The organism is Salmonella sp. NW38 (genome assembly GCF_051807745.1).
GTDB lineage: Bacteria > Pseudomonadota > Gammaproteobacteria > Enterobacterales > Enterobacteriaceae > Salmonella > Salmonella enterica.
The window spans coordinates 248,203-269,773 of the sequence record NZ_JAMMTO010000004.1; the positions used below are offsets into that span (position 1 = coordinate 248,203).

Consider the following 21,571-nt stretch of genomic DNA (forward strand, 5'->3'; position numbering starts at 1 on the left):
ATTACCTCTTGCGTCAGAACAGCCCCAGCGGCTTATCGGAATAGCTCACCAGCAGACACTTGGTTTGCTGGTAGTGTTCCAGCATCATCTTATGCGTTTCGCGCCCGATGCCCGACTGCTTATAGCCGCCAAACGCCGCGTGTGCCGGATAGGCGTGATAGCAGTTGGTCCATACGCGCCCGGCCTGAATGCCGCGACCCATCTTATAAGCCAGATTGCCATTGCGGCTCCAGACGCCTGCGCCGAGGCCATACTGCGTATCGTTAGCGATTTCCAGCGCCTCCTCCATGGTTTTAAAGGTGGTTACCGCCAGCACCGGGCCAAAGATCTCCTCCTGAAAGACGCGCATATTATTCTTACCAAACAGGATAGTGGGCTCAAGGTAATAGCCCTCTTTAAGTTCGCCATCCAGCTCCTTGCGTCGCCCACCGGTCAGAATATCGGCCCCCTCTTTTTTACCGATATCGATATAATTGAGGATAGTCTCAAGCTGGCCGTGGGAGACCTGCGCCCCCATTTGCGTACCGCTATCTAGCGGGTTCCCACTGCGAATGCTCTCTACCCGGCGAATAGCGCGCTCCATAAAGCGCTCATAGATGGACTCCTGGACCAGCGCACGGCTTGGACAGGTACACACCTCGCCCTGGTTAAAGGCAAACAGGGCAAAACCCTCCAGCGCTTTATCAAAGAACGCATCTTCTTCATCCATCACGTCAGCAAAGAAGATATTTGGCGATTTACCGCCTAACTCCAGCGTCACCGGAATAATATTCTGCGTGGCGTACTGCATGATCTGTTGACCCACTTCCGTCGAACCGGTAAACGCCACCTTCGCGATACGTTTCGAGGTCGCCAGATATTCACCGATCTCGCCGCCCGCGCCGTTCACGACGTTGACGACGCCCGGCGGTAACAGATCGCCAATGACTTCCATCAACAGCAGAACGGAAAGCGGCGTCAGGCGTGCCGGTTTAAGCACTACGCAGTTACCCGCCGCCAGCGCTGGCGCCATTTTCCAGCTTGCCATCAACAACGGAAAGTTCCACGGGATTATCTGCCCCACGACACCAAGCGGTTCGTGAAAATGGTAGGCCACGGTTTCGCTATCAACTTCGCTGATCCCACCCTCCTGCGCACGTATACAGGAGGCGAAATAGCGGAAATGATCGATCGCCAGCGGTACGTCGGCGGCGCTGGTTTCACGAATCGGTTTACCGTTATCCCAGGTTTCCGCTGTCGCCAACAGTTCGAGGTTTTGTTCCATCCGATCGGCGATCTTAAACAAGATAGCGGCACGGTCTTGTACTGACGTATGCGCCCACTTATCTTTCGCCTTATGCGCGGCGTCGAGCGCTAAATCGATATCTTTTTTACCGGAGGAAGCGACTTCACATAGCGGCTGGCCGGTCACTGGCGTCAGGTTTTGATAATATTCGCCGTCGGCGGGCGCAACCCAGTCACCGCCAATAAAATTGTCATAGCGGGCTTTTAATTTCAGTGGGTACCCGTATTCACCTGGCTGAATACGTGTTGAAGGGGGATTGTTCGTCATGACCAACTCCTTATTGTAAAGGTACTCCACAAGGGTAGACGGTACTGGTGAATTTTTCGCCAATGGTTTTCCGCTTTACGACAGCAATCACGAATTACTTTCCTTTACGTTTCTCCGTCTGGTTTTAGCCATACTAAACAGGTGCCTGTTTAACGTACGGAGAACACTATGCAGCAATATATCGGTATTGATGTGGGAGGAACTCACGTCAAATATGGCGTGATTAACAGTGACGGCGAAGAATTAACCCATCATCAATTCGATACGCCAGAGGACGCCTCCACGTTTACCCGCAAATGGCAGGATGTGGTGGCGCGTTGCCAACAGGACTATGACATTGCGGCAATCGGGGTCAGTTTCCCCGGCCATATTAATCCCCATAACGGTCATGCGGCAAAAGCGGGCGCGCTGGCTTACCTGGATGACGTCAACCTGATGGAGTTGTTCAGCGGGCTGACCGATCTGCCGCTGGTCGTGGAGAACGACGCGAACTGCGCGGCGCTGGGCGAAATGTGGCGAGGCGCCGGGCAGCATTATGACAATCTGGTCTGTATCACCATTGGAACCGGCATTGGCGGCGGTATTATCGTCGGACGAGAGCTGTATCGCGGCGCACATTTCCATGCCGGTGAATTCGGCGTCATGCCGGTCGGGAACAATGGCGAAAGTATGCATAAAATCGCGTCAACCAGCGGATTAATGGCGTCGTGCCGCCAGGCGCTGGCACTGCCTGCCGAAGAGATGCCGCCTGCGGATGTGATCTTCGAACGAATGGCGACCGATGTTCATCTGCGTGAGGCGGTCAATGACTGGGCGCGTTATCTGTCACGCGGCGTTTACAGCGTGATCTCTATGTTTGATCCGGGCGTGGTGCTGATCGGCGGAGGAATAAGCGAACAGGAAAAACTCTACCCGCTCCTGACGCGGCATCTTGAAACGTTTGAAATGTGGGAGGCGCTCCAGGTGCCGATTCAGCCCTGCCAACTGGGAAATCAGGCGGGCAGGCTGGGCGCCGTCTGGCTGGCGCAGCAAAAGCTCGACCGAAGCTAACGTATTACGCCTTATCCGGCCTGCATCGTCTACGCAGGCCCGGTAAGCGTCCGCGCCACCGGGCAAAGGCGTTACATCGCCGCGCGATAAATTTCCACAATCTCATCGTGAGTCGCCTGACTAAGGCGCAAAAAATATGGGCAAAACTATTCTGATAACAGGCTCACGATGTCTATTTTAAGAAGTCAGAAAAATAAAAAGCACATTAGGTTAATTTCCTGATGTGCTTTTATAAATCAACTCAATAATTGTATTGATTCATTTCTGATTTAATTTAACCATTTCATTCTTTTTGCGGAAATAATAACGCATCACGTAATAAATGATCATTCCCACGACGCCGTGTAAATCCAATCCGGTCAAAATATTCAAGGATCTGAATAGCCAGTTTCCGCCCTACATTCAGCCTGTCGCGAAAATCCGCCGCACATGTTGATCCTCTCTCTTGATCCAGCTCGCGGATCATATTGGCGAAAGCGACAATCCGATCGTTACGATAGTACCGATCTTTTACGATCGCGGTAATGATGCCTTGCTGTGCCGCCTGCCGCAGCACCAGCCGCATCAATTGTTCTTCCGTTCCGGTCTCTTTCGCCAGATCGCGTACCCACCAAGGCTCATCGCCAAATAGCGGTTCAACTTTTTGCCAGACGGCCTGCTGCTCATCGCTAAATCCCGCTTTATGATCCGGCAGATGCAACCAACCGTGATGGCTATGAATCAGGCCGTCGTCGCGCATCCGCTCGATCAGCATCAGGACCAGCGCTTCATCTTCCATTGGCAGGGCCATGCGGCGTAAACGCTCGCGTCCCGGCCCCGGTTCATCGCGGTGCTGTTCGTGGTAGGTCGCCAGCGTATCAAGAATCTTACGCTGCCAGCGGGCGGCGACGGGCGCGCTTAGCAGATTGTCTCCGGCCTGGATAAAACCATGTTGCTCAATAAGCTGACGCATACCGAGAGGATTAAGCTGACGCGCCCAACCGAAATCCGGCAGGTTGACGGCGCCGCGTTCCAGATGAATGGCCAACGCCGCGCTATCGTCCTGCGCGGCGGCAAGCGTTGAAAGCCAGTGCAAATAATCTGGCTTACGTTTACCGCGACGCGGCGCCTTAAGCGTCACCACGCGTGCGCCGGCAAGGGTGGCACGTGCGGAAATATCACGCAGCACCAGTCTGTCATTATCGGCCAGCCACAACGGCGTATCAAAGATCAGCTCGGCCAGCCCGCCTTCCAGCAAAGAGACGCGACCGGTCACATGGCTGGCGGCATGGTGAATATGTAGCGGCTGCCATTGGGAAAGCTGCGCATGAAGCGCCAGAGAAACGATCACCCGGGAAAAAGCTTCCCCCATCGGCGCATCGGAAAGCAGCCAGTCGCCGCGGTTAAGCTGCTCCTTCTCCGCATCGCCCGCAATATTGAGCGCAATACGTTGCCCGGCATACGCATGGTCGGTAGGCTGATTTTGCGCGTGTAGACTTCGTACGCGCATCGGCGTATTAACGCCGGTCAACCATAGCGTATCGCCCACGTTTACCTCTCCGCTCAGCGCCGTTCCGGTCACCACCAGTCCCGCCCCTTTCACCGTAAACGCACGGTCGATAGCCAGACGGAAGCGATGCTGCGCGGCGTGCGAACGTGCAGGAAGCTGCTGTAAATGAGCGCGAAGTTCTGCAATACCGCGTCCTTCATTGGCGGCGGTGACAAATAAAACGGTATCGGCGAAGCCATAGTTGTCGAGCGCCGCCAGTACCTCTTCACGTACTTCACCGATACGCGCCTCGTCCACGCGATCGGCTTTGGTCAGCGCGACGGTGAGCTGGAGATTGCCCGTCAGTTGCAGGATCTGTAAATGCTCGCGCGTTTGCGCCATGACGCCGTCATCACAGGCGACCACCAGCAAAGCGTGATCGATACCGCCTACGCCCGCCAGCATGTTAGAGAGGAATTTTTCATGCCCAGGCACATCGATAAAGCCCAGCACACGACCATCCGGCTGCGGCCAATAGGCGTAGCCCAGATCGATAGTCATCCCGCGTTTTTTCTCTTCCGGCAGGCGATCGGCATTGACTCCGGTAATCGCCTGGAGCAACGTCGTTTTACCGTGGTCTACGTGTCCGGCAGTTGCAATAATCATTTCAGCATCATCTCCATAAACCGGCTTTCGTCTTCAAGACAGCGCATATCCAGCCATAAACGGCCATCATAAATTCGGCCAATGACCGGTACAGGCAGCGTGCGCCAGCGAGCCGCCAGCGCCTCCAGCCGACTACCGCGCCCGTCGTGCGGGGTAAAGGTCATGGCGGCGCTGGGAAGGCGGTCTACCGGTAATGAACCGCTGCCGATTTGCGACAGGCAGGGTTTAACCTCCAGCGCAAATTCATCGCCGTAACGTGCCGCCAGCCGCGCCTGTAACCGCTGCGCTTGTTCGCGAATCGACGCTTCACTGCGGGTTAACAGACGCAGGGTGGGTAATTTCTCCGCCAACGCTTCCGGGTGCAGATACAGACGTAAGGTGGCCTCCAGCGCCGCCAGCGTCATTTTATCCGCGCGCAGAGCGCGTTTCAGCGGATGGCTTTGCAGTTGGGCAATCATCGCTTTTTTGCCGACGATGATCCCGGCCTGCGGCCCGCCCAGCAACTTATCGCCGGAGAAGCTTACCAGGCTGACGCCTGCGGCAATGAGCTGCTGCGGCATCGGCTCTTTGGGTAAGCCATATTGACTTAAATCCACCAGCGAACCGCTGCCCAGATCCGCCACCACCGGAATATCCAGCTCTCGCCCAATTTCCGCCAGTTCCGCTTCCTCTACCGTTTTGGTAAAGCCCTCAATGCTGTAATTACTGGTATGCACCTTCATCAACAGCCCGGTATTTTCATTTACCGCCTGACGGTAATCTTTCGCGTGCGTCCGGTTGGTGGTGCCTACTTCATGCAGCGTACAGCCCGCCTGGCGCATAACATCCGGAATACGAAACGCGCCGCCGATTTCGACCAGCTCGCCACGCGAAACCACCACCTCTTTGCCGCTGGCGGTCGCCGCCAGCATCAGCAATACCGCCGCCGCATTGTTATTGACGATACAGGCGTCCTCCGCCCCGGTGATACGGCATAACAGCGTCGCCAGCGCCCGGTCGCGATGCCCCCGCCCGGCGCCATCCAAATCATATTCCAGCGTCACCGGCGCGCGCATCGCCTGCGTTACTGCCTCAATCGCTTCTTGCGCCTGCAATGCGCGGCCAAGATTGGTGTGCAGCACCGTCCCCGTCAGGTTAATCACCGGGCGCAGCGCGCTTTGCGCCGCATTTTCCAGCCGGAGTTTCGCCTCTTGCGCCCAGTCTGCGTACCAGTCGGGAAGCGTTTGCGTATTCCGTATGACGTCGCGCGCGTCGTCAAGCATCCGCCTAAGCAGATCAACCACCTGGGTATGGCCATACCGATCGCGCAGAGAAAGAAAAGCGCTATCGTGCAATAAGCGATCGATAGCAGGAAGCTGGCTGTAGAGTGTACGCGTTTCGCTTGTCATGAAAATGCCTGGCTGTTGGTGGCCCTCTCCTGGCGGGAGAGGGATATCGACATAAGGGGGATTGTAACGTGAGTTTGCTCAGGCGGACATAATGCGCGTCAAGCCTTTGGCGCTTCGGTGCGGGCAAAGCTTTCGCGTTGAAAAAGCGTTTCGACCAGTTTGACCAGGTGGGGGCGGCTAACGCACCAGCCAGGCGCGACCCGGCGGAAGTTGAGATAGCCTACCGCACAGGCAATCGCGATAGTCGCCAGATTGACCGTATCCGTTTTTAGCGTCCCGTCGCTCAGATAACTTTCGAGCATATCCAGGCTGCGGTTGATTTTTTCCCGCTGGCGCAGCAGTTCCGTTTCCGATTGTTGCGCCGCCGGGCGCGCCTGTTCGCGTACAGAAACCAACGCTGCATCCATAATGCCGTCAGCCAACGCTTCGAGCTGGCGAACTTTAAGCGCTGCCATCGGGTCACGCGGGAGCATCGCTGGCGCGATATCCAGCAGCTCAATATATTCCGCGATGATCGGCGAATCGAACCAGTACTCCCCTTTCTCCGTCACCAGCGCTGGCACCTTGCCCAAAGGGTTGTATTGCGCCACGCCGTTATCCGCCTCGTAGGGTAATTCATTAATAAATTCGAAGGTAATGCCCTTTTCGAGCAGCAGAATAGAGATTTTGCGCACAAAAGGGCTGGTGTAGCTACCGATGAGTTTCATGCCGTGTCCTTTTTGCCAACCAGTAAAAATCATAGTATGGCTCAAATAAGACGAAAAGAGACACAAAAGGAGGTTGCTGAATGACATAACGTGAGAGGGCTCGCGACAAAATGTTTGCCGGATCGTATTGACGTTACCCGGGCTTAAAATTTCTTGTGAAGAAGATCACAAAAATTCAACAAAGCACCAAAATAAAAATGTGAAATATCTCACATAAAATTGCCTTTTAAGAGCTAAAAATTAGATTCGTTGTTTTTTTACACAGCCACTTTGTGATCAATATCACATCAATTACCTCTCTACCCCCTATATTTATGTGACACAAATCACATAAATTGTCCCTGTCTGGACAGTTGAACGATTCAGTGCCAGATTGCGCAGTATCTACACTACAGGGTCCGGCTACCTCTGCCGCTACATTAACAAACCTCGGGCTTTCAGCCTGCGCGACAGCAACATAAGAAGGGGTGTTTTTATGTCATCCGATATTAAGATCAAAGTGCAAAGCTTTGGTCGATTCCTCAGCAATATGGTGATGCCTAATATCGGCGCGTTTATCGCGTGGGGTATTATCACCGCATTATTTATTCCAACAGGGTGGTTGCCTAACGAAACGCTGGCGAAACTGGTTGGTCCGATGATCACCTACCTGCTGCCGCTGCTCATCGGTTATACCGGCGGTCGTCTGGTTGGCGGCGAACGCGGCGGCGTAGTGGGCGCTATCACTACCATGGGCGTTATTGTCGGCGCGGATATGCCGATGTTCCTCGGCTCGATGATCGCCGGTCCATTAGGCGGCTACTGCATTAAGAAATTCGACAGTTGGGTAGACGGTAAGATCAAATCCGGTTTTGAGATGTTGGTGAACAACTTCTCCGCTGGCATCATCGGTATGATCCTCGCCATCCTGGCGTTCCTCGGTATTGGTCCGGCGGTTGAAGTCCTGTCCAAAATTCTGGCGGCGGGCGTTAACTTCATGGTGGCGCACGATATGCTGCCGCTGGCGTCCATTTTTGTTGAACCGGCGAAAATCCTGTTCCTCAATAACGCGATTAACCACGGCATCTTCTCACCGCTGGGTATCCAGCAGTCCCATGAGATGGGTAAATCCATCTTCTTCCTGATTGAAGCTAACCCGGGTCCGGGGATGGGCGTCCTGCTGGCGTACATGTTCTTCGGTCGCGGCAGCGCTAAACAGTCTGCGGGCGGCGCGGCAATTATCCACTTCCTGGGCGGTATCCATGAGATCTACTTCCCGTACGTGCTGATGAACCCACGCCTGATTCTGGCGGTGATTCTCGGCGGTATGACCGGCGTATTCACCCTGACCATCCTGAACGGCGGTCTGGTCTCTCCGGCTTCTCCTGGCTCGATTCTGGCCGTACTGGCGATGACGCCAAAAGGCGCTTACTTCGCTAACATCGCTGCCATCGTGGCGGCAATGGCGGTCTCCTTCGTGGTTTCTGCAATTCTGCTGAAAACCAGCAAAGTGAAAGAAGAAGATGACATTGAAGCGGCCACCCGTCGTATGCATGACATGAAAGCGGAATCTAAAGGCGCCTCTCCGCTGGCGGCTGGCGACGTGACTAACGACCTGAGCCATGTGCGTAAAATCATCGTGGCTTGCGATGCCGGTATGGGTTCCAGCGCGATGGGCGCAGGGGTACTGCGTAAGAAAGTACAGGATGCGGGCCTGAGCCAGATCTCCGTCACCAACAGCGCCATTAACAATCTGCCGCCGGATGTGGATCTGGTCATTACTCACCGTGACCTTACCGAGCGCGCGATGCGTCAGGTACCGCAGGCGCAGCATATTTCGCTGACCAACTTCCTGGATAGCGGCCTGTACACCAGCCTGACCGAACGTCTGGTTGCCGCACAGCGCCACAATACTAATGAAGAGAAAGTACGCGACCATCTGAAAGACAGCTTTGAGGAGGGTGATAACAACCTGTTCAAGCTGGGCGCGGAGAATATCTTCCTGGGCCGTAAAGCCGCTAACAAAGAAGAGGCGATTCGCTTTGCCGGTGAACAACTGGTGAAAGGCGGCTATGTTGAGCCGGAATACGTCGAGGCGATGCTGGACCGCGAAAAGCTGACGCCGACTTACCTCGGTGAATCCATCGCAGTACCGCACGGCACGGTAGAAGCGAAAGACCGCGTGCTGAAAACCGGCGTGGTGTTCTGCCAGTATCCGGAAGGCGTACGCTTCGGTGAAGAAGAAGACGATATTGCCCGTCTGGTCATTGGTATCGCCGCACGTAACAATGAGCACATCCAGGTCATCACTAGTCTGACCAACGCGCTGGATGATGAATCCGTGATCGAACGTCTGGCGCACACCACCAGCGTGGATGAAGTGCTGGAACTGCTGGCAGGTAAAAAAGCTTAACAGTTAAGTATCCCCAAAATAGTTCGAGCTGCAGGAAGGCGGCAACGCAGTGAATCCCCAGGAGCGTACATAAGTACGTGACTGGGGTGAGCGAGGAGAGCCAACGCATCTGCAGTTCGAAATATGAAGGCGATATCCTCTCCCTTGTGGAGAGGGTTAGGTTGAGGGAAAAGCCTCACCCCAGCCCTCTCGGGTAAAAACATTAATGAAGGTTAATACTATGAAAGCATTACATTTTGGCGCAGGTAATATCGGTCGTGGCTTTATCGGCAAATTGCTGGCTGACGCGGGGATACAACTGACGTTTGCGGATGTAAACCAGGTCGTACTCGATGCCCTGAATGCCCGTCATAGCTATCAGGTTCATGTTGTGGGTGAAAATGAGCAGGTGGATACCGTTTCCGGCGTCAACGCTGTCAGCAGCATCGGCGATGATGTTGTCGACCTGATTGCCCACGTTGATTTAATCACTACTGCCGTGGGTCCGGTTGTGCTTGAGCGTATCGCTCCGGCCATCGCTAAAGGGCTGGTAAAACGTAAGGCGCAGGGCGTGGATGCCCCGCTGAATATCATCGCCTGTGAAAATATGGTGCGCGGCACCACACAGCTCAAAGGCCACGTAATGAACGCGCTGGCGGATGGCGATAAAGCCTGGGTTGAACAGCACGTCGGTTTTGTGGATTCCGCCGTTGACCGTATTGTGCCGCCATCTGCTTCCGCCACCCATGACCCGCTGGAAGTGACGGTAGAAACCTTCAGCGAGTGGATCGTCGATAAAACCCAGTTTAAAGGCGCGTTGCCGACCATTCCGGGGATGGAGTTAACGGATAACCTGATGGCATTTGTCGAACGTAAACTCTTCACGCTGAACACAGGTCATGCTATAACCGCGTACCTCGGCAAATTAGCCGGTCATCAAACCATTCGCGACGCCATTCTCGATGAGAGTATTCGCGCGGTGGTTAAAGGCGCGATGGAAGAAAGCGGCGCGGTGCTGATCAAACGCTACGGTTTTGACGCCGACAAACATGCGGCATACATTCAGAAAATCCTCGGTCGTTTTGAAAACCCGTATCTGAAAGATGATGTTGAGCGCGTTGGACGTCAGCCGCTACGCAAACTCAGCGCGGGCGACCGTCTGATCAAACCGCTGCTTGGCACCCTGGAATATGGTCTGCCGCATGTGAATCTGGTCAAAGGGATCGCGGCGGCGATGCATTTCCGTAGTGAAGAAGATCCGCAGGCACAGGAACTGGCCGCGCTGATTGACGAAAAAGGTCCACAGGCCGCTCTGGCGCAAATTTCCGGGCTGGATGCCAATAGCGATGTGGTGGCGGAGGCGGTTAACGCTTATAACGCGACCAAATGACGCAGAACCCGGCGCAGGTTAGCCTGCGCCCAAATAACAGATTGTCAGATATGCAGGCAATAATGGAACAAACCCAGGCCTTTGAAAATCGTGTGCTTGAGCGTCTGAATGCTGGCAAAACCGTACGGAGCTTCCTGATTACCGCCGTCGAGTTATTGACCGAGGCGGTGAATATTCTGGTGCTCCAGGTGTTTCGCAAAGACGACTATGCGGTGAAATACGCTGTGGAACCGTTGCTGGACGGCGACGGACCGCTGGGCGATCTTTCGGTACGTCTGAAACTTATCTATGGCCTGGGCGTACTCAGCCGCACCGAATATGAAGATGCGGAGCTGTTAATGGCGCTGCGCGAAGAGCTGAATCACGACGGCAATGAGTACGCCTTTACCGACGATGAAATCCTCGGGCCGTTTGGCGAACTACACTGCGTCATGGCGCTGCCGCCGCCGCCGCATTTTGATACGTCCGACGCGGCGCTCTACGCCATGCAAATTCAGCGCTACCAGCAGGCGGTGCGTTCGACGATGGTTCTCTCCCTGACCGAGCTGATTTCTAAAATCAGCTTAAAAAAGGCCTTTCAAAAGTAAATCCCGCCGTTAACCTCTTTCTTCTTCTTTTGGTCGGTACAGCCGCCGGTAATATTCCAGACGCTGCAAATAAATGGGCGCGCTCTCCGACGGCACCTCGGAAGGAACATAATCACGCGGCGGCGTTTTATTCAGGTATTCACGGAACTCCTGGCTGGACGCCATAAAATCGACGGCTTTATCAATAAGAAGTGGTACGTTCTCACCTATTTTTGCCATGATAGATCCTCCATGTGTGACCCGCGTCTGACTCCCGCGGTCGCTTATTTGAGTTTAGGATCAATTTAGCGTTGTCATTGAGGAAAATGTGCTTAATCGCTTTTCTTGCCGGCAAAAAAGGCGCTTCATCTTTTCTTTCGAAAAAAAGATTTTATTCTCAAAGAGATAACTAAATAATTAGCGGTGTAATACTTGCCATAATTGATTATCTTTACGTCATGAGTTGTGAAGAATCACTCACTGCGCGCATACTATAGGGTATCTATCCCATTTCTATCAGAAGCTATCCCATGAAAGAAGTTGAAAAAAACGAAATTAAACGCCTGAGCGATCGTCTTGACGCTATTCGCCACCAGCAGGCAGGTCTCTCTCTGGTTGAATCCGCCGATAAATACGCGGAGCTGGAAAAAGAAAAAGAGACGCTGGAAGCAGAAATTATCCGTCTGCGCGAAGTACACAGCCAGAAACTGAGTAAAGAAGCGCAGAAGCTGATGAACCTGCCGTTTCGCCGCGCGATCACTAAAAAAGAGCAGGCCGATATGGGCAAACTCAAAAAAAGCGTACGCGGCCTGATCGTGGTGCACCCGATGACGGCGCTGGGCCGGGAAATGGGGCTCAAAGAGATGACAGGGTTCGCGAAGAGCGAGTTCTAAACCTTCCGCATCTCAGGCTCTCAGGACACCCGTGTACGGAGGATGTCTTGAGAGCATCGGGCTATATTCCGAATTTTTATCCAGACGTATTTACACCGCTTATATACAAGTTCATTTTTAACGGTAATCCCCGCTTTTTCGGGATGAAAAATTCCACTATCATGCCTATTTGTATTTATGCAATGAATTTTTTCATCCCCTTTTCTCATATCCCGCAGAATATGATTGACCCGCAAAATTAAATAACATTATCATCCATGAAAAAAAATGCTCATACATAAATATTATAATTATATTTTTATAAAGTATTGCTATGAATAATTGATAAACAACGTCGGGTATTTGCACATTCCTATAGAAACAATGAATGTTTTAATTATAACCATATATTAATGGCTATTGGCAATGCTCGCAAAATGATGAGTTAGCTGTATAAATAACAGGTTAACTATTTATATTATATAAATTATTAACAAGGATATTTTATATGCACAAAAATGGAAAATTTATCCCCTTGCTTGCGTTGGGATTCACATTCTTTTTATCTGGTTGTGATTACTTTGCAGATAAACACCTTGTTGAAGAACTGAAAAAACAACAAAAAGAACAAGAAACAAAGATAAATCTGTTAGAAAAACAACAAAAAGAACAAGAAGCAAAGATAAATTTGCTAGAAAAACAACAAGCTACAGTTATCAACACGACTCAAAAGGTCGCCGAAGTCGTTGGTCGCATTGAACGCAAACAACGGCTATTCGACTACACAGAACTGGATCCATCACAAACGCGCTATTTTATTATTAACAACGGCAATATCGGATTAGCCGGGCGTATTCTATCTATTGAGCCAATAGATGATGGAAGTGTTATTCATCTTGATTTAGTTAACTTACTCAGCATTCCCGTATCAAACCTTGCGTTTAATATGACATGGGGTACGAAAAAACCTTCCGAGGCAAAAGATCTGCCTCGCTGGAAACAACTCCTGCTTAACACGAAAATGGATTCGACAATCGAACTTTTACCGGGAACATGGACAAACGTCACGCTAACATTAAAAGGCGTATCGCCCAATAATCTTAAGTATCTAAAAATAGGTATTAACATGGAGAATGTCATATTCGACAGCATACAACCTATTAATGATACGAAAAAGAAGCCAAAAAAATAATAGCCATTGATACAACTATTTTAGAAAAGGAAAGCACTTATCCATGAACAGAATATTTAAAGTCCTCTGGAATGCCGCTACGGGAACATTTGTTGTCACCAGCGAAACCGCAAAAAGCCGCGGCAAAAAAAGCGGCCGCAGAAAGCTGGCGGTTTCCGCACTCATCGGTCTTAGCAGTATTATGATCTCAGCGGATGCGCTGGCCAAAGCAGGGAACGATACTGGCGCCGGCGTTACTCCAACGGGTACCCAGACTGGGGGAACAGGGTGGATTGCAATTGGTACCGATGCCACAGCCAATACTTACACCAACGTTGATGGCGCAAGCGCCGCAATGGGTTATAAAGCCTCCGCGATGGGGAAATGGAGTACCGCCATTGGTTCATACAGCCAGTCCACCGGCAACTCTTCGCTAGCGCTTGGCGTAAAATCCGTTTCAGCCGGTGACCGGGCTATTGCGATGGGGGCCTCATCCTCAGCTGGCGGGAGTTATTCGATGGCAATGGGCGTGTATGCCGATTCGAGCGGCGCAAACTCGGTTGCATTAGGTTATAAATCTGTCGCAAGCGGAGCAACTTCCGCTGCATTAGGTTATCAAGCCACTGCGAGCGGCGACGACAGCGCTGCATTTGGTAATGGCGCACAAGCGATAGGCACCAACTCAGTTGCCCTTGGCGCGGGCTCTACCGCTCTGGAAGACAATTCGGTCGCCGTGGGTAACAGCACCACTCAGCGACAGATCACCTACGTTGCTAAAGGCGACATCAATGCCAACAGTACCGATGCCGTTACAGGTGCGCAAATTTATTCTTTAAGTCAATCCGTCGCCGATCGACTAGGCGGAGGGGCTTCCGTTAATTCTGATGGTACAGTGAATGCGCCCCTCTACAAGGTGGGCACAGGCATCTACAATAACGTAGGCAGTGCGTTAAGCGCACTTAACACTTCTATCACGAATACAGAGGCCTCTGTCGCAGGATTAGCCGAAGACGCGCTGTTGTGGGATGGCAACACAAGCGCATTCAGCGCTAACCACAGCGGAAGCGACAGCAAGATTACCAATCTGGCGGCAGGCACCCTGGCCGCAGACAGCACCGACGCCGTTAACGGCTCACAGTTGTTTGATACGAATGCAAAAGTGGATCAGAACACCGCTGACATCACTACCAATACCGACAGCATTAACCAGAACACAACCGATATCGCCGCCAATACGGCCAGCATCAATCAGAACACCACTGATATCGCCACCAACACCACCAATATCAACAGCCTGAGCAACTCCGTTACCACGCTCACCGACGATGCCCTGTTGTGGGATGGCAGCGCAAGCGCATTCAGCGCCAACCACAGCGGAAGCGACAGCAAAATCACCAATCTGGCGGCAGGTACCCTGGCCGCGGACAGCACCGACGCCGTTAACGGCTCCCAGCTGTTTGCCACCAATGAAAATGTGTCTCAGAACACCACGGATATCGCTGCCAATACTGACAGCATTAACCAGAACACCACTGATATTGCCACCAACACCACCAATATCAACAGTCTGAGCAACTCCGTCACCACGCTCACCGACGATGCCCTGTTGTGGGATGCAGCCTCTGGCGCATTCAACGCTAACCACAGCGGAAGCGACAGCAAAATCACCAATCTGGCGGCAGGCACCCTGGCCGCAGACAGCACCGACGCCGTTAACGGCTCCCAGCTGTTTGCCACCAACGAAAATGTGTCTCAGAACACCACGGATATCACTGCCAATACCGACAGCATTAACCAGAACACCACTGATATCGCCACCAACACCACCAGTATCAACAACCTGAGCAACTCAGTTACCACGCTCACTGACGATGCCCTGTTGTGGGATGCAGCCTCTGGCGCATTCAACGCTAACCGCAACGGAAACGCCAGCAAAATCATTAATGTCGCCGCCGGGGACCTTTCTGAAGAAAGTACAGACGCGGTGAACGGCTCCCAGTTGTATGAAACCAACCAGAAGGTGGATCAAAACACCTCTGCTATCGCAGATATTAATACGTCCATCACTAACCTTAGCTCTGACAACCTGAGCTGGAATGAGACAACGAGTTCGTTCTCTGCCAGCCACGGAAGTAGTACAACAAACAAAATCACCAACGTTGCTGCCGGAGAGCTGTCTGAAGAAAGTACCGACGCGGTTAACGGATCGCAGCTGTTCGAAACCAATGAAAAAGTGGATCAGAACACGACCGATATCGCTGCCAATACCACCAACATCACTCAGAACAGCACCGCGATTGAGAACCTGAATACTTCTGTCTCCGACATTAATACGTCCATTACCGGCCTCACTGATAACGCTCTGTTATGGGACGAAGACATCGGCGCTTTCAGCGCAAACCACGGTGGAAGCATCAGTAAAATAACCAATGTCGCCGCCGGGGCGCTTTCTGAGGACAGTACAGACGCGGTAAACGGCTCACAGTTGTATGAAACCAACCAGAAGGTAGATCAAAACACCTCTGCTATCGCGGATATCAATACGTCCATCACCAATCTTGGTACCGATGCACTGAGCTGGGATGACGAAGAGGGTGCGTTCAGCGCCAGCCACGGTCCCAGCGGTACCAATAAGATAACCAATGTGGCAGCAGGTGAAATCGCCAGTGACAGTACTGACGCTGTTAATGGCTCTCAGCTTTATGAAACTAACATGCTGATTTCTCAGTATAATGAATCTATTAGCCAACTAGCCGGCGATACCAGCGAAACCTATATCACGGAAAATGGTACCGGCGTGAAATACATCCGTACGAATGATAACGGGCTTGAAGGCCAGGATGCATACGCAACGGGTAACGGCGCAACGGCAGTGGGTTACAACGCCGTCGCATCCGGTGCTTCGAGTCTGGCGCTTGGAGAGAACAGCAGCAGCAGCATTGATGGCAGCATCGCTTTGGGCAGTGGCTCCACCTCTAACCGCGCTATTTCATCAGGTATACGAGCAACGAGCGTAACAAGCGATGGCGTCGTCATTGGCTACAATACAACAGACAGAGAGTTGCTGGGCGCATTGTCATTGGGGACGGATGGAGTAAGCTATCGTCAAATTACCAACGTTGCGGACGGCTCTGAAGCGCAAGATGCGGTAACAGTTCGTCAGTTACAAAATGCCATTGGTGCGGTCGCCACTACACCGACCAAGTACTACCACGCAAACTCAACGGAAGAAGATTCACTGGCTGTCGGGACTGACTCACTGGCAATGGGTGCGAAAACCATCGTCAATGCTGATGCAGGTATTGGTATTGGTCTGAATACACTGGTGATGGCTGATGCCATCAACGGTATTGCTATCGGTTCTAACGCACGCGCCAACCATGCAAACAGTATTGCAATGGGTAATGGTTCTCAGACCACTCGCGGCGCACAGACTGACTACACCGCCTACAACATGGACGCACCGCAGAACTCTGTCGGTGAGTTCTCTGTCGGCAGTGAAGACGGTCAACGTCAGATCACTAACGTCGCGGCGGGTTCGGCAGACACCGATGCCGTAAACGTTAGTCAATTGAAAGTCACCGACAGCCGTGTTGCCGCAAATACCGAAAGTATCAATAACCTGAACACGCAGGTGAGTAGTCTTGATACCCGCGTCACCAATATCGAAAACTCTGTCGGCGATATTGTCACTACCGGTAGCACCAAGTACTTCAAGACCAACACCGATGGCGTAGATGCTAATGCGCAGGGTAAAGACAGTGTTGCGATTGGCTCTGGCTCTATTGCTGCCGCTGAAAACAGCGTAGCGTTAGGCACAAATTCAGTCGCAGATGAAGCTAATACTGTGTCTGTCGGCTCTTCTACCCAACAACGCCGTATTACCAATGTTGCCGCAGGGGTGAACAACACTGACGCGGTTAATGTGGCGCAACTGAAAGCTTCAGAAGCAGGCTCCGTGCGTTATGAAACCAATGCAGATGGCTCGGTTAACTATAGCGTGCTCAACCTGGGAGACGGGAGTGGCGGTACCACTCGGATCGGCAATGTTTCAGCGGCGGTGAACGATACGGATGCGGTTAACTATGCGCAATTGAAACGCAGCGTCGAAGAAGCAAACACCTATACCGACCAGAAAATGGGTGAAATGAACAGCAAAATCAAAGGGGTAGAAAACAAGATGAGCGGCGGTATCGCCTCAGCGATGGCCATGGCCGGTCTGCCACAAGCCTACGCCCCAGGCGCCAACATGACCTCGATTGCTGGCGGTACATTTAATGGTGAAAGTGCCGTCGCTATTGGTGTCTCCATGGTAAGTGAAAGCGGGGGCTGGGTGTATAAATTGCAAGGAACCAGTAACAGCCAGGGCGATTACTCTGCAGCTATTGGCGCTGGCTTCCAGTGGTAATGGAGTAACAATACTCCCGACATCAAAGGCAATGGCATAATGCCATTGCCTTTTCACTTCCCTTTGTTGTACTCACCCCTTAATTGGCCCTACCAATTCCCGCTGAATGCGACCACATGTTCACATTTCATTAAATTACCCCTACAATACCGTTGCCAATAAATAACATCTAGTTAACTATTTGTTGTCATTATCCATACACAACAATATTGGCAGGACCACTTTTACACATAATGTGACCCCAACGAGATGAGCAAAGATTCATCCCATTATGCGTGTGGTTCTCAGGAGACCTGCAATGAACCTCTGGCAACAAAACTATGACCCGGCGGGTAATATCTGGCTTTCCAGCCTGATCGCATCGCTCCCAATCCTGTTCTTCTTTTTCGCCCTGATTAAACTCAAGCTGAAAGGCTACGTTGCCGCTTCGTGGACGGTGGTTATCGCGCTCGCCGTCGCGCTGCTGTTCTATAAAATGCCGGTCGATCACGCGCTGGCATCGGTCGTGTATGGCTTCTTCTACGGGCTATGGCCGATTGCCTGGATAATCATCGCCGCGGTCTTCGTCTATAAAATCTCGGTAAAGACCGGGCAGTTTGACATTATCCGCTCGTCAATTCTGTCGATTACCCCCGATCAACGTCTGCAAATGCTGATTGTCGGCTTCTGCTTCGGCGCGTTTCTTGAAGGCGCGGCGGGTTTCGGCGCGCCGGTGGCGATAACCGCCGCGCTGCTGGTGGGTCTGGGCTTTAATCCGCTGTATGCGGCAGGGCTGTGTCTGATTGTAAATACCGCGCCGGTCGCCTTTGGCGCGATGGGTATTCCGATTCTGGTTGCCGGACAGGTCACGGGCCTGGACAGCTTTGAAATCGGTCAGATGGTAGGCCGCCAGTTGCCATTCCTGACCATTATCGTGCTGTTCTGGATTATGGCGATTATGGACGGCTGGCGCGGCGTGAAAGAAACCTGGCCTGCGGTAATGGTCTCTGGCGGTTCATTTGCTATCGCCCAGTATCTCAGCTCCAACTTTATCGGGCCGGAACTGCCGGACATTATCTCTTCTCTGGTGTCTCTGGTGTGTCTGACGCTGTTCCTCAAACGTTGGCAGCCGGTACGCATCTTCCGCTTCGGCGATATGGGCGCGTCGCAGGTCGATCAGACGCTGGCCCGTACCCGTTATACGACAGGACAAATTGTTCGCGCCTGGTCGCCGTTCCTGTTCCTGACCGCCACGGTCACTCTCTGGAGCATACCGCCGTTCAAAGCGCTGTTTGCCCCCGGCGGCGCGCTGTATGACTGGGTAATTAACGTTCCGGTACCGTATCTCGATAAACTGGTCGCCCGTATGCCGCCAGTCGTACACGAAGCGACCGCTTACGCGGCGGTGTATAAATTTGACTGGTTCTCCGCCACCGGCACAGCGATCCTGTTTGCCGCGCTGTTGTCTATCGTCTGGCTGAAAATGAAACCCTCAGCCGCAATCCAGACCTTCGGCAGCACGCTGAAAGAGCTGGCGTTGCCGATTTACTCCATCGGCATGGTGCTGGCGTTCGCGTTTATCTCGAACTATTCCGGGCTTTCCTCCACGCTGGCGTTAGCGCTGGCGCACACCGGCAGCGCCTTCACGTTCTTCTCGCCGTTCCTCGGCTGGCTGGGGGTATTCCTGACCGGCTCGGATACCTCATCTAACGCGCTGTTTGCCTCTCTACAGGCTACCGCGGCGCAGCAAATCGGCGTTTCGGATGTGCTGATGGTGGCGGCAAATACCACCGGCGGCGTGACCGGCAAGATGATCTCGCCGCAATCTATCGCCATCGCCTGTGCGGCAGTGGGATTAGTGGGGAAAGAGTCTGATCTGTTCCGCTTTACCGTGAAACATAGCCTGATTTTCACCTGCATGGTGGGGGTGATTACCACCCTGCAGGCCTATGTCTTAACCTGGATGATTCCGTGATTGTGATGCCAAAACGCCTGTCCGACGAGATTGCCTCTCGCGTGCGGGCGCTGATTGAAGAACAAAACCTGGAAGCGGGCATGAAATTGCCCGCCGAGCGCCAGTTGGCTCTACAGCTTGGCGTATCACGCAACTCTTTACGCGAAGCGCTGGCGAAGCTGGTCAGTGAAGGCGTGCTGGTGAGTCGTCGCGGCGGCGGGACATTTGTCCGCTGGCAACACGAAACCTGGTCTGAACAGAATATCGTTCAGCCGCTGAAAACCCTGCTGGCGGACGATCCTGATTACAGCTTCGACATTCTGGAAGCCCGCCACGCCATTGAAGCCAGTACGGCCTGGCACGCCGCCATGCGGGCCACCAGCGCCGACAAAGAGAAGATCAGACTCTGCTTTGATGCGACGCTCAGCGAAGACCCGGATCTCGCCTCCCAGGCCGACGTGCGCTTTCATCTGGCGATCGCGGAAGCCTCGCACAATGTGGTGCTGTTGCAAACCATGCGCGGTTTCTTCGACGTCCTGCAATCCTCCGTCAAACAGAGTCGCCAGCGTATGTATCTCGTTCCGCCCGTATTCTCAAAGCTGACGGAACAACACCAGGCGGTGATGGACGCCATTCTGGACGGTAACGCCGACGGCGCGCGTAAAGCGATGATGGCGCACCTCAGTTTTGTCCACACCACGATTAAACGATTTGATGAAGACCAGGCCCGCCAGGCGCGTATTACCCGCCTGCCCGGCGACCATAATGAGATGACCAGGGAGAATAAATCATGATTATTTCAGCAGCCAGCGATTATCGCGCCGCAGCTCAGCGCACACTGCCTCCTTTCCTCTTCCACTACATCGACGGCGGCGCGTATGCGGAATATACCCTGCGCCGAAATGTGGAAGACCTGTCGCAAGTCGCTCTGCGCCAGCGCGTGCTGAAAAATATGTCCGATTTAAGCCTGGAAACGACCCTGTTTAACGAAACGTTGTCGATGCCGGTGGCATTAGCGCCGGTAGGCCTGTGCGGCATGTACGCCCGTCGCGGCGAAGTACAGGCCGCCGCCGCCGCAGACGCAAAGGGCATTCCGTTCACCCTTTCCACCGTCTCCGTCTGTCCGATTGAAGAAGTTGCACCAACCATTAAGCGCCCGATGTGGTTCCAGCTTTATGTACTGCGTGACCGGGGCTTTATGCGTAATGCACTGGAACGAGCAAAAGCGGCGGGCTGCTCCACGCTGGTCTTTACCGTGGATATGCCGACGCCGGGCGCGCGCTACCGTGACGCCCACTCCGGGATGAGCGGCCCAAACGCGGCCATGCGCCGTTACTGGCAGGCGGTGATGCACCCTAAATGGGCGTGGGATGTCGGCCTGAACGGTCGCCCGCATGATTTAGGCAATATTTCCGCCTATCTGGGTAAACCGACCGGCCTTGAGGACTATATCGGCTGGCTGGCAAATAACTTCGATCCGTCCATCTCCTGGAAAGATCTGGAGTGGATACGCGAATTCTGGGACGGCCCAATGGTGATCAAAGGGATCCTCGATCCAGAAGATGCCCGCGATGCGGTACGTTTCGGCGCTGACGGTATTGTGGTGTCGAATCACGGCGGCCGCCAGCTCGATGGCGTGCTCTCTTCCGCCCGCGCCCTGCCCGCCATTGCCGATGCGGTGAAAGGTGATATCGCCATTCTGGCGGATAGCGGGATTCGTAACGGGCTGGATGTCGTGCGTATGATTGCGTTGGGGGCCGATACCGTACTGCTGGGTCGGGCCTATCTCTACGCGCTGGCGACGGCAGGAAAAGCGGGTGTCGCCAACCTGCTGGACCTGCTCGAGAAAGAGATGAAAGTCGCCATGACCCTGACCGGCGCGAAATCCATTAGCGAAATCAGTGGCGATTCACTGGTGCAGGAACTGGGGAGAAGTTTGCCCGCCGCGCTGGCGCCAATGAGCAAAGGCGATGCCGCCTGAACGCCTGGCGCGTGAGAGCCCGGTAAATTTCTGCTATTCTGCCCCCCG

15 protein-coding genes are annotated in these 21,571 nt (G+C 53.3%); 10 read left to right on the forward strand and 5 right to left on the reverse strand.

Annotated features, from left to right (window positions below; all coding sequences use genetic code 11):
* Window positions 1-13: 13 nt before the first annotated feature.
* The gene (gene aldB, locus NA624_RS09470; protein WP_000183988.1) at window positions 14-1,552 is read right to left on the reverse strand and encodes an aldehyde dehydrogenase AldB; all 1,539 of its coding nucleotides are present in this window, start codon (window positions 1,550-1,552) and stop codon (window positions 14-16) included.
* A gap of 168 nt (window positions 1,553-1,720) precedes the next feature.
* Between aldB and NA624_RS09475 the strand changes: the two genes are divergently transcribed.
* The gene (locus tag NA624_RS09475) at window positions 1,721-2,602 is read left to right on the forward strand and encodes an ROK family protein (protein ID WP_001188271.1); all 882 of its coding nucleotides are present in this window, start codon (window positions 1,721-1,723) and stop codon (window positions 2,600-2,602) included.
* 283 nt (window positions 2,603-2,885) lie between these two features.
* Here the strand turns inward: NA624_RS09475 and selB are convergent, their stop codons facing one another.
* The 3 genes from selB to NA624_RS09490 all read right to left on the reverse strand — a co-directional run bounded on the left by selB (window position 2,886) and on the right by NA624_RS09490 (window position 6,831).
* Window positions 2,886-4,736, reverse strand: a complete 1,851-nt coding sequence (gene selB / locus NA624_RS09480; RefSeq protein WP_000582392.1) for a selenocysteine-specific translation elongation factor — start codon at window positions 4,734-4,736, stop codon at window positions 2,886-2,888.
* Complete coding sequence (gene selA, locus NA624_RS09485; protein WP_000200188.1) at window positions 4,733-6,124, reverse strand: L-seryl-tRNA(Sec) selenium transferase; 1,392 nt, start codon at window positions 6,122-6,124, stop codon at window positions 4,733-4,735. Before selA ends, selB begins: the two co-directional genes overlap by 4 nt.
* A gap of 98 nt (window positions 6,125-6,222) precedes the next feature.
* Window positions 6,223-6,831 carry a glutathione S-transferase gene (locus NA624_RS09490; RefSeq protein WP_000766675.1) on the reverse strand — a complete coding sequence of 203 codons (609 nt, stop codon included), beginning with the start codon at window positions 6,829-6,831 and terminating at the stop codon, window positions 6,223-6,225.
* 475 nt (window positions 6,832-7,306) lie between these two features.
* Here NA624_RS09490 and mtlA point away from each other — a divergent pair, with 475 nt between their 5' ends.
* From mtlA to mtlR, 3 genes are all read left to right on the forward strand, one after another.
* Window positions 7,307-9,223 carry a PTS mannitol transporter subunit IICBA gene (mtlA, locus tag NA624_RS09495; RefSeq protein ID WP_000093287.1) on the forward strand — a complete coding sequence of 639 codons (1,917 nt, stop codon included), beginning with the start codon at window positions 7,307-7,309 and terminating at the stop codon, window positions 9,221-9,223.
* A 220-nt stretch (window positions 9,224-9,443) separates the two neighbouring features.
* Entirely contained in the window at window positions 9,444-10,592 is a 1,149-nt protein-coding gene (gene mtlD / locus NA624_RS09500) for a mannitol-1-phosphate 5-dehydrogenase (RefSeq protein WP_000645385.1), read from the forward strand.
* Complete coding sequence (gene mtlR, locus NA624_RS09505; protein WP_000193201.1) at window positions 10,589-11,179, forward strand: mannitol operon repressor MtlR; 591 nt, start codon at window positions 10,589-10,591, stop codon at window positions 11,177-11,179. The genes mtlD and mtlR overlap by 4 nt, the downstream gene beginning before the upstream one ends.
* Window positions 11,180-11,188: 9 nt before the next feature.
* Here mtlR and NA624_RS09510 read toward each other — a convergent pair whose 3' ends face one another.
* Window positions 11,189-11,398 (reverse strand): hypothetical protein, encoded by a 210-nt coding sequence (locus NA624_RS09510; RefSeq protein WP_439040264.1) that lies wholly within the window; start codon window positions 11,396-11,398, stop codon window positions 11,189-11,191.
* A 290-nt stretch (window positions 11,399-11,688) separates the two neighbouring features.
* Between NA624_RS09510 and NA624_RS09515 the strand changes: the two genes are divergently transcribed.
* The 6 genes from NA624_RS09515 (at window position 11,689) to lldD (ending at window position 21,523) form a co-directional block, all read left to right on the forward strand.
* Window positions 11,689-12,051, forward strand: a complete 363-nt coding sequence (locus NA624_RS09515; protein ID WP_000665687.1) for a YibL family ribosome-associated protein — start codon at window positions 11,689-11,691, stop codon at window positions 12,049-12,051.
* Window positions 12,052-12,538: 487 nt separating this feature from the next.
* Window positions 12,539-13,222 (forward strand): DUF3251 domain-containing protein, encoded by a 684-nt coding sequence (locus NA624_RS09520; RefSeq protein WP_000549445.1) that lies wholly within the window; start codon window positions 12,539-12,541, stop codon window positions 13,220-13,222.
* 43 nt (window positions 13,223-13,265) lie between these two features.
* Window positions 13,266-17,609 (forward strand): trimeric autotransporter adhesin SadA, encoded by a 4,344-nt coding sequence (gene sadA / locus NA624_RS09525; RefSeq protein ID WP_023892783.1) that lies wholly within the window; start codon window positions 13,266-13,268, stop codon window positions 17,607-17,609.
* Between the two features lie 298 nt (window positions 17,610-17,907).
* Window positions 17,908-19,563 (forward strand): L-lactate permease, encoded by a 1,656-nt coding sequence (gene lldP, locus NA624_RS09530; protein WP_001055308.1) that lies wholly within the window; start codon window positions 17,908-17,910, stop codon window positions 19,561-19,563.
* Window positions 19,560-20,336 carry a transcriptional regulator LldR gene (gene lldR / locus NA624_RS09535; RefSeq protein WP_000636700.1) on the forward strand — a complete coding sequence of 259 codons (777 nt, stop codon included), beginning with the start codon at window positions 19,560-19,562 and terminating at the stop codon, window positions 20,334-20,336. Before lldP ends, lldR begins: the two co-directional genes overlap by 4 nt.
* The gene (gene lldD, locus NA624_RS09540) at window positions 20,333-21,523 is read left to right on the forward strand and encodes an FMN-dependent L-lactate dehydrogenase LldD (RefSeq protein WP_000586996.1); all 1,191 of its coding nucleotides are present in this window, start codon (window positions 20,333-20,335) and stop codon (window positions 21,521-21,523) included. Before lldR ends, lldD begins: the two co-directional genes overlap by 4 nt.
* Window positions 21,524-21,571: the final 48 nt, after the last annotated feature.

Bases quoted from the DNA above. Each gene is read 5' to 3' on its own strand.
- aldB (WP_000183988.1), bottom strand. From the start codon at position 1,552: ATGACGAACAATCCCCCTTCAACACGTATTCAGCCAGGTGAATACGGG.
- NA624_RS09475 (WP_001188271.1), top strand. From the start codon at position 1,721: ATGCAGCAATATATCGGTATTGATGTGGGAGGAACTCACGTCAAATAT.
- selB (WP_000582392.1), bottom strand. From the start codon at position 4,736: ATGATTATTGCAACTGCCGGACACGTAGACCACGGTAAAACGACGTTG.
- selA (WP_000200188.1), bottom strand. From the start codon at position 6,124: ATGACAAGCGAAACGCGTACACTCTACAGCCAGCTTCCTGCTATCGAT.
- NA624_RS09490 (WP_000766675.1), bottom strand. From the start codon at position 6,831: ATGAAACTCATCGGTAGCTACACCAGCCCTTTTGTGCGCAAAATCTCT.
- mtlA (WP_000093287.1), top strand. From the start codon at position 7,307: ATGTCATCCGATATTAAGATCAAAGTGCAAAGCTTTGGTCGATTCCTC.
- mtlD (WP_000645385.1), top strand. From the start codon at position 9,444: ATGAAAGCATTACATTTTGGCGCAGGTAATATCGGTCGTGGCTTTATC.
- mtlR (WP_000193201.1), top strand. From the start codon at position 10,589: ATGACGCAGAACCCGGCGCAGGTTAGCCTGCGCCCAAATAACAGATTG.
- NA624_RS09510 (WP_439040264.1), bottom strand. From the start codon at position 11,398: ATGGCAAAAATAGGTGAGAACGTACCACTTCTTATTGATAAAGCCGTC.
- NA624_RS09515 (WP_000665687.1), top strand. From the start codon at position 11,689: ATGAAAGAAGTTGAAAAAAACGAAATTAAACGCCTGAGCGATCGTCTT.
- NA624_RS09520 (WP_000549445.1), top strand. From the start codon at position 12,539: ATGCACAAAAATGGAAAATTTATCCCCTTGCTTGCGTTGGGATTCACA.
- sadA (WP_023892783.1), top strand. From the start codon at position 13,266: ATGAACAGAATATTTAAAGTCCTCTGGAATGCCGCTACGGGAACATTT.
- lldP (WP_001055308.1), top strand. From the start codon at position 17,908: ATGAACCTCTGGCAACAAAACTATGACCCGGCGGGTAATATCTGGCTT.
- lldD (WP_000586996.1), top strand. From the start codon at position 20,333: ATGATTATTTCAGCAGCCAGCGATTATCGCGCCGCAGCTCAGCGCACA.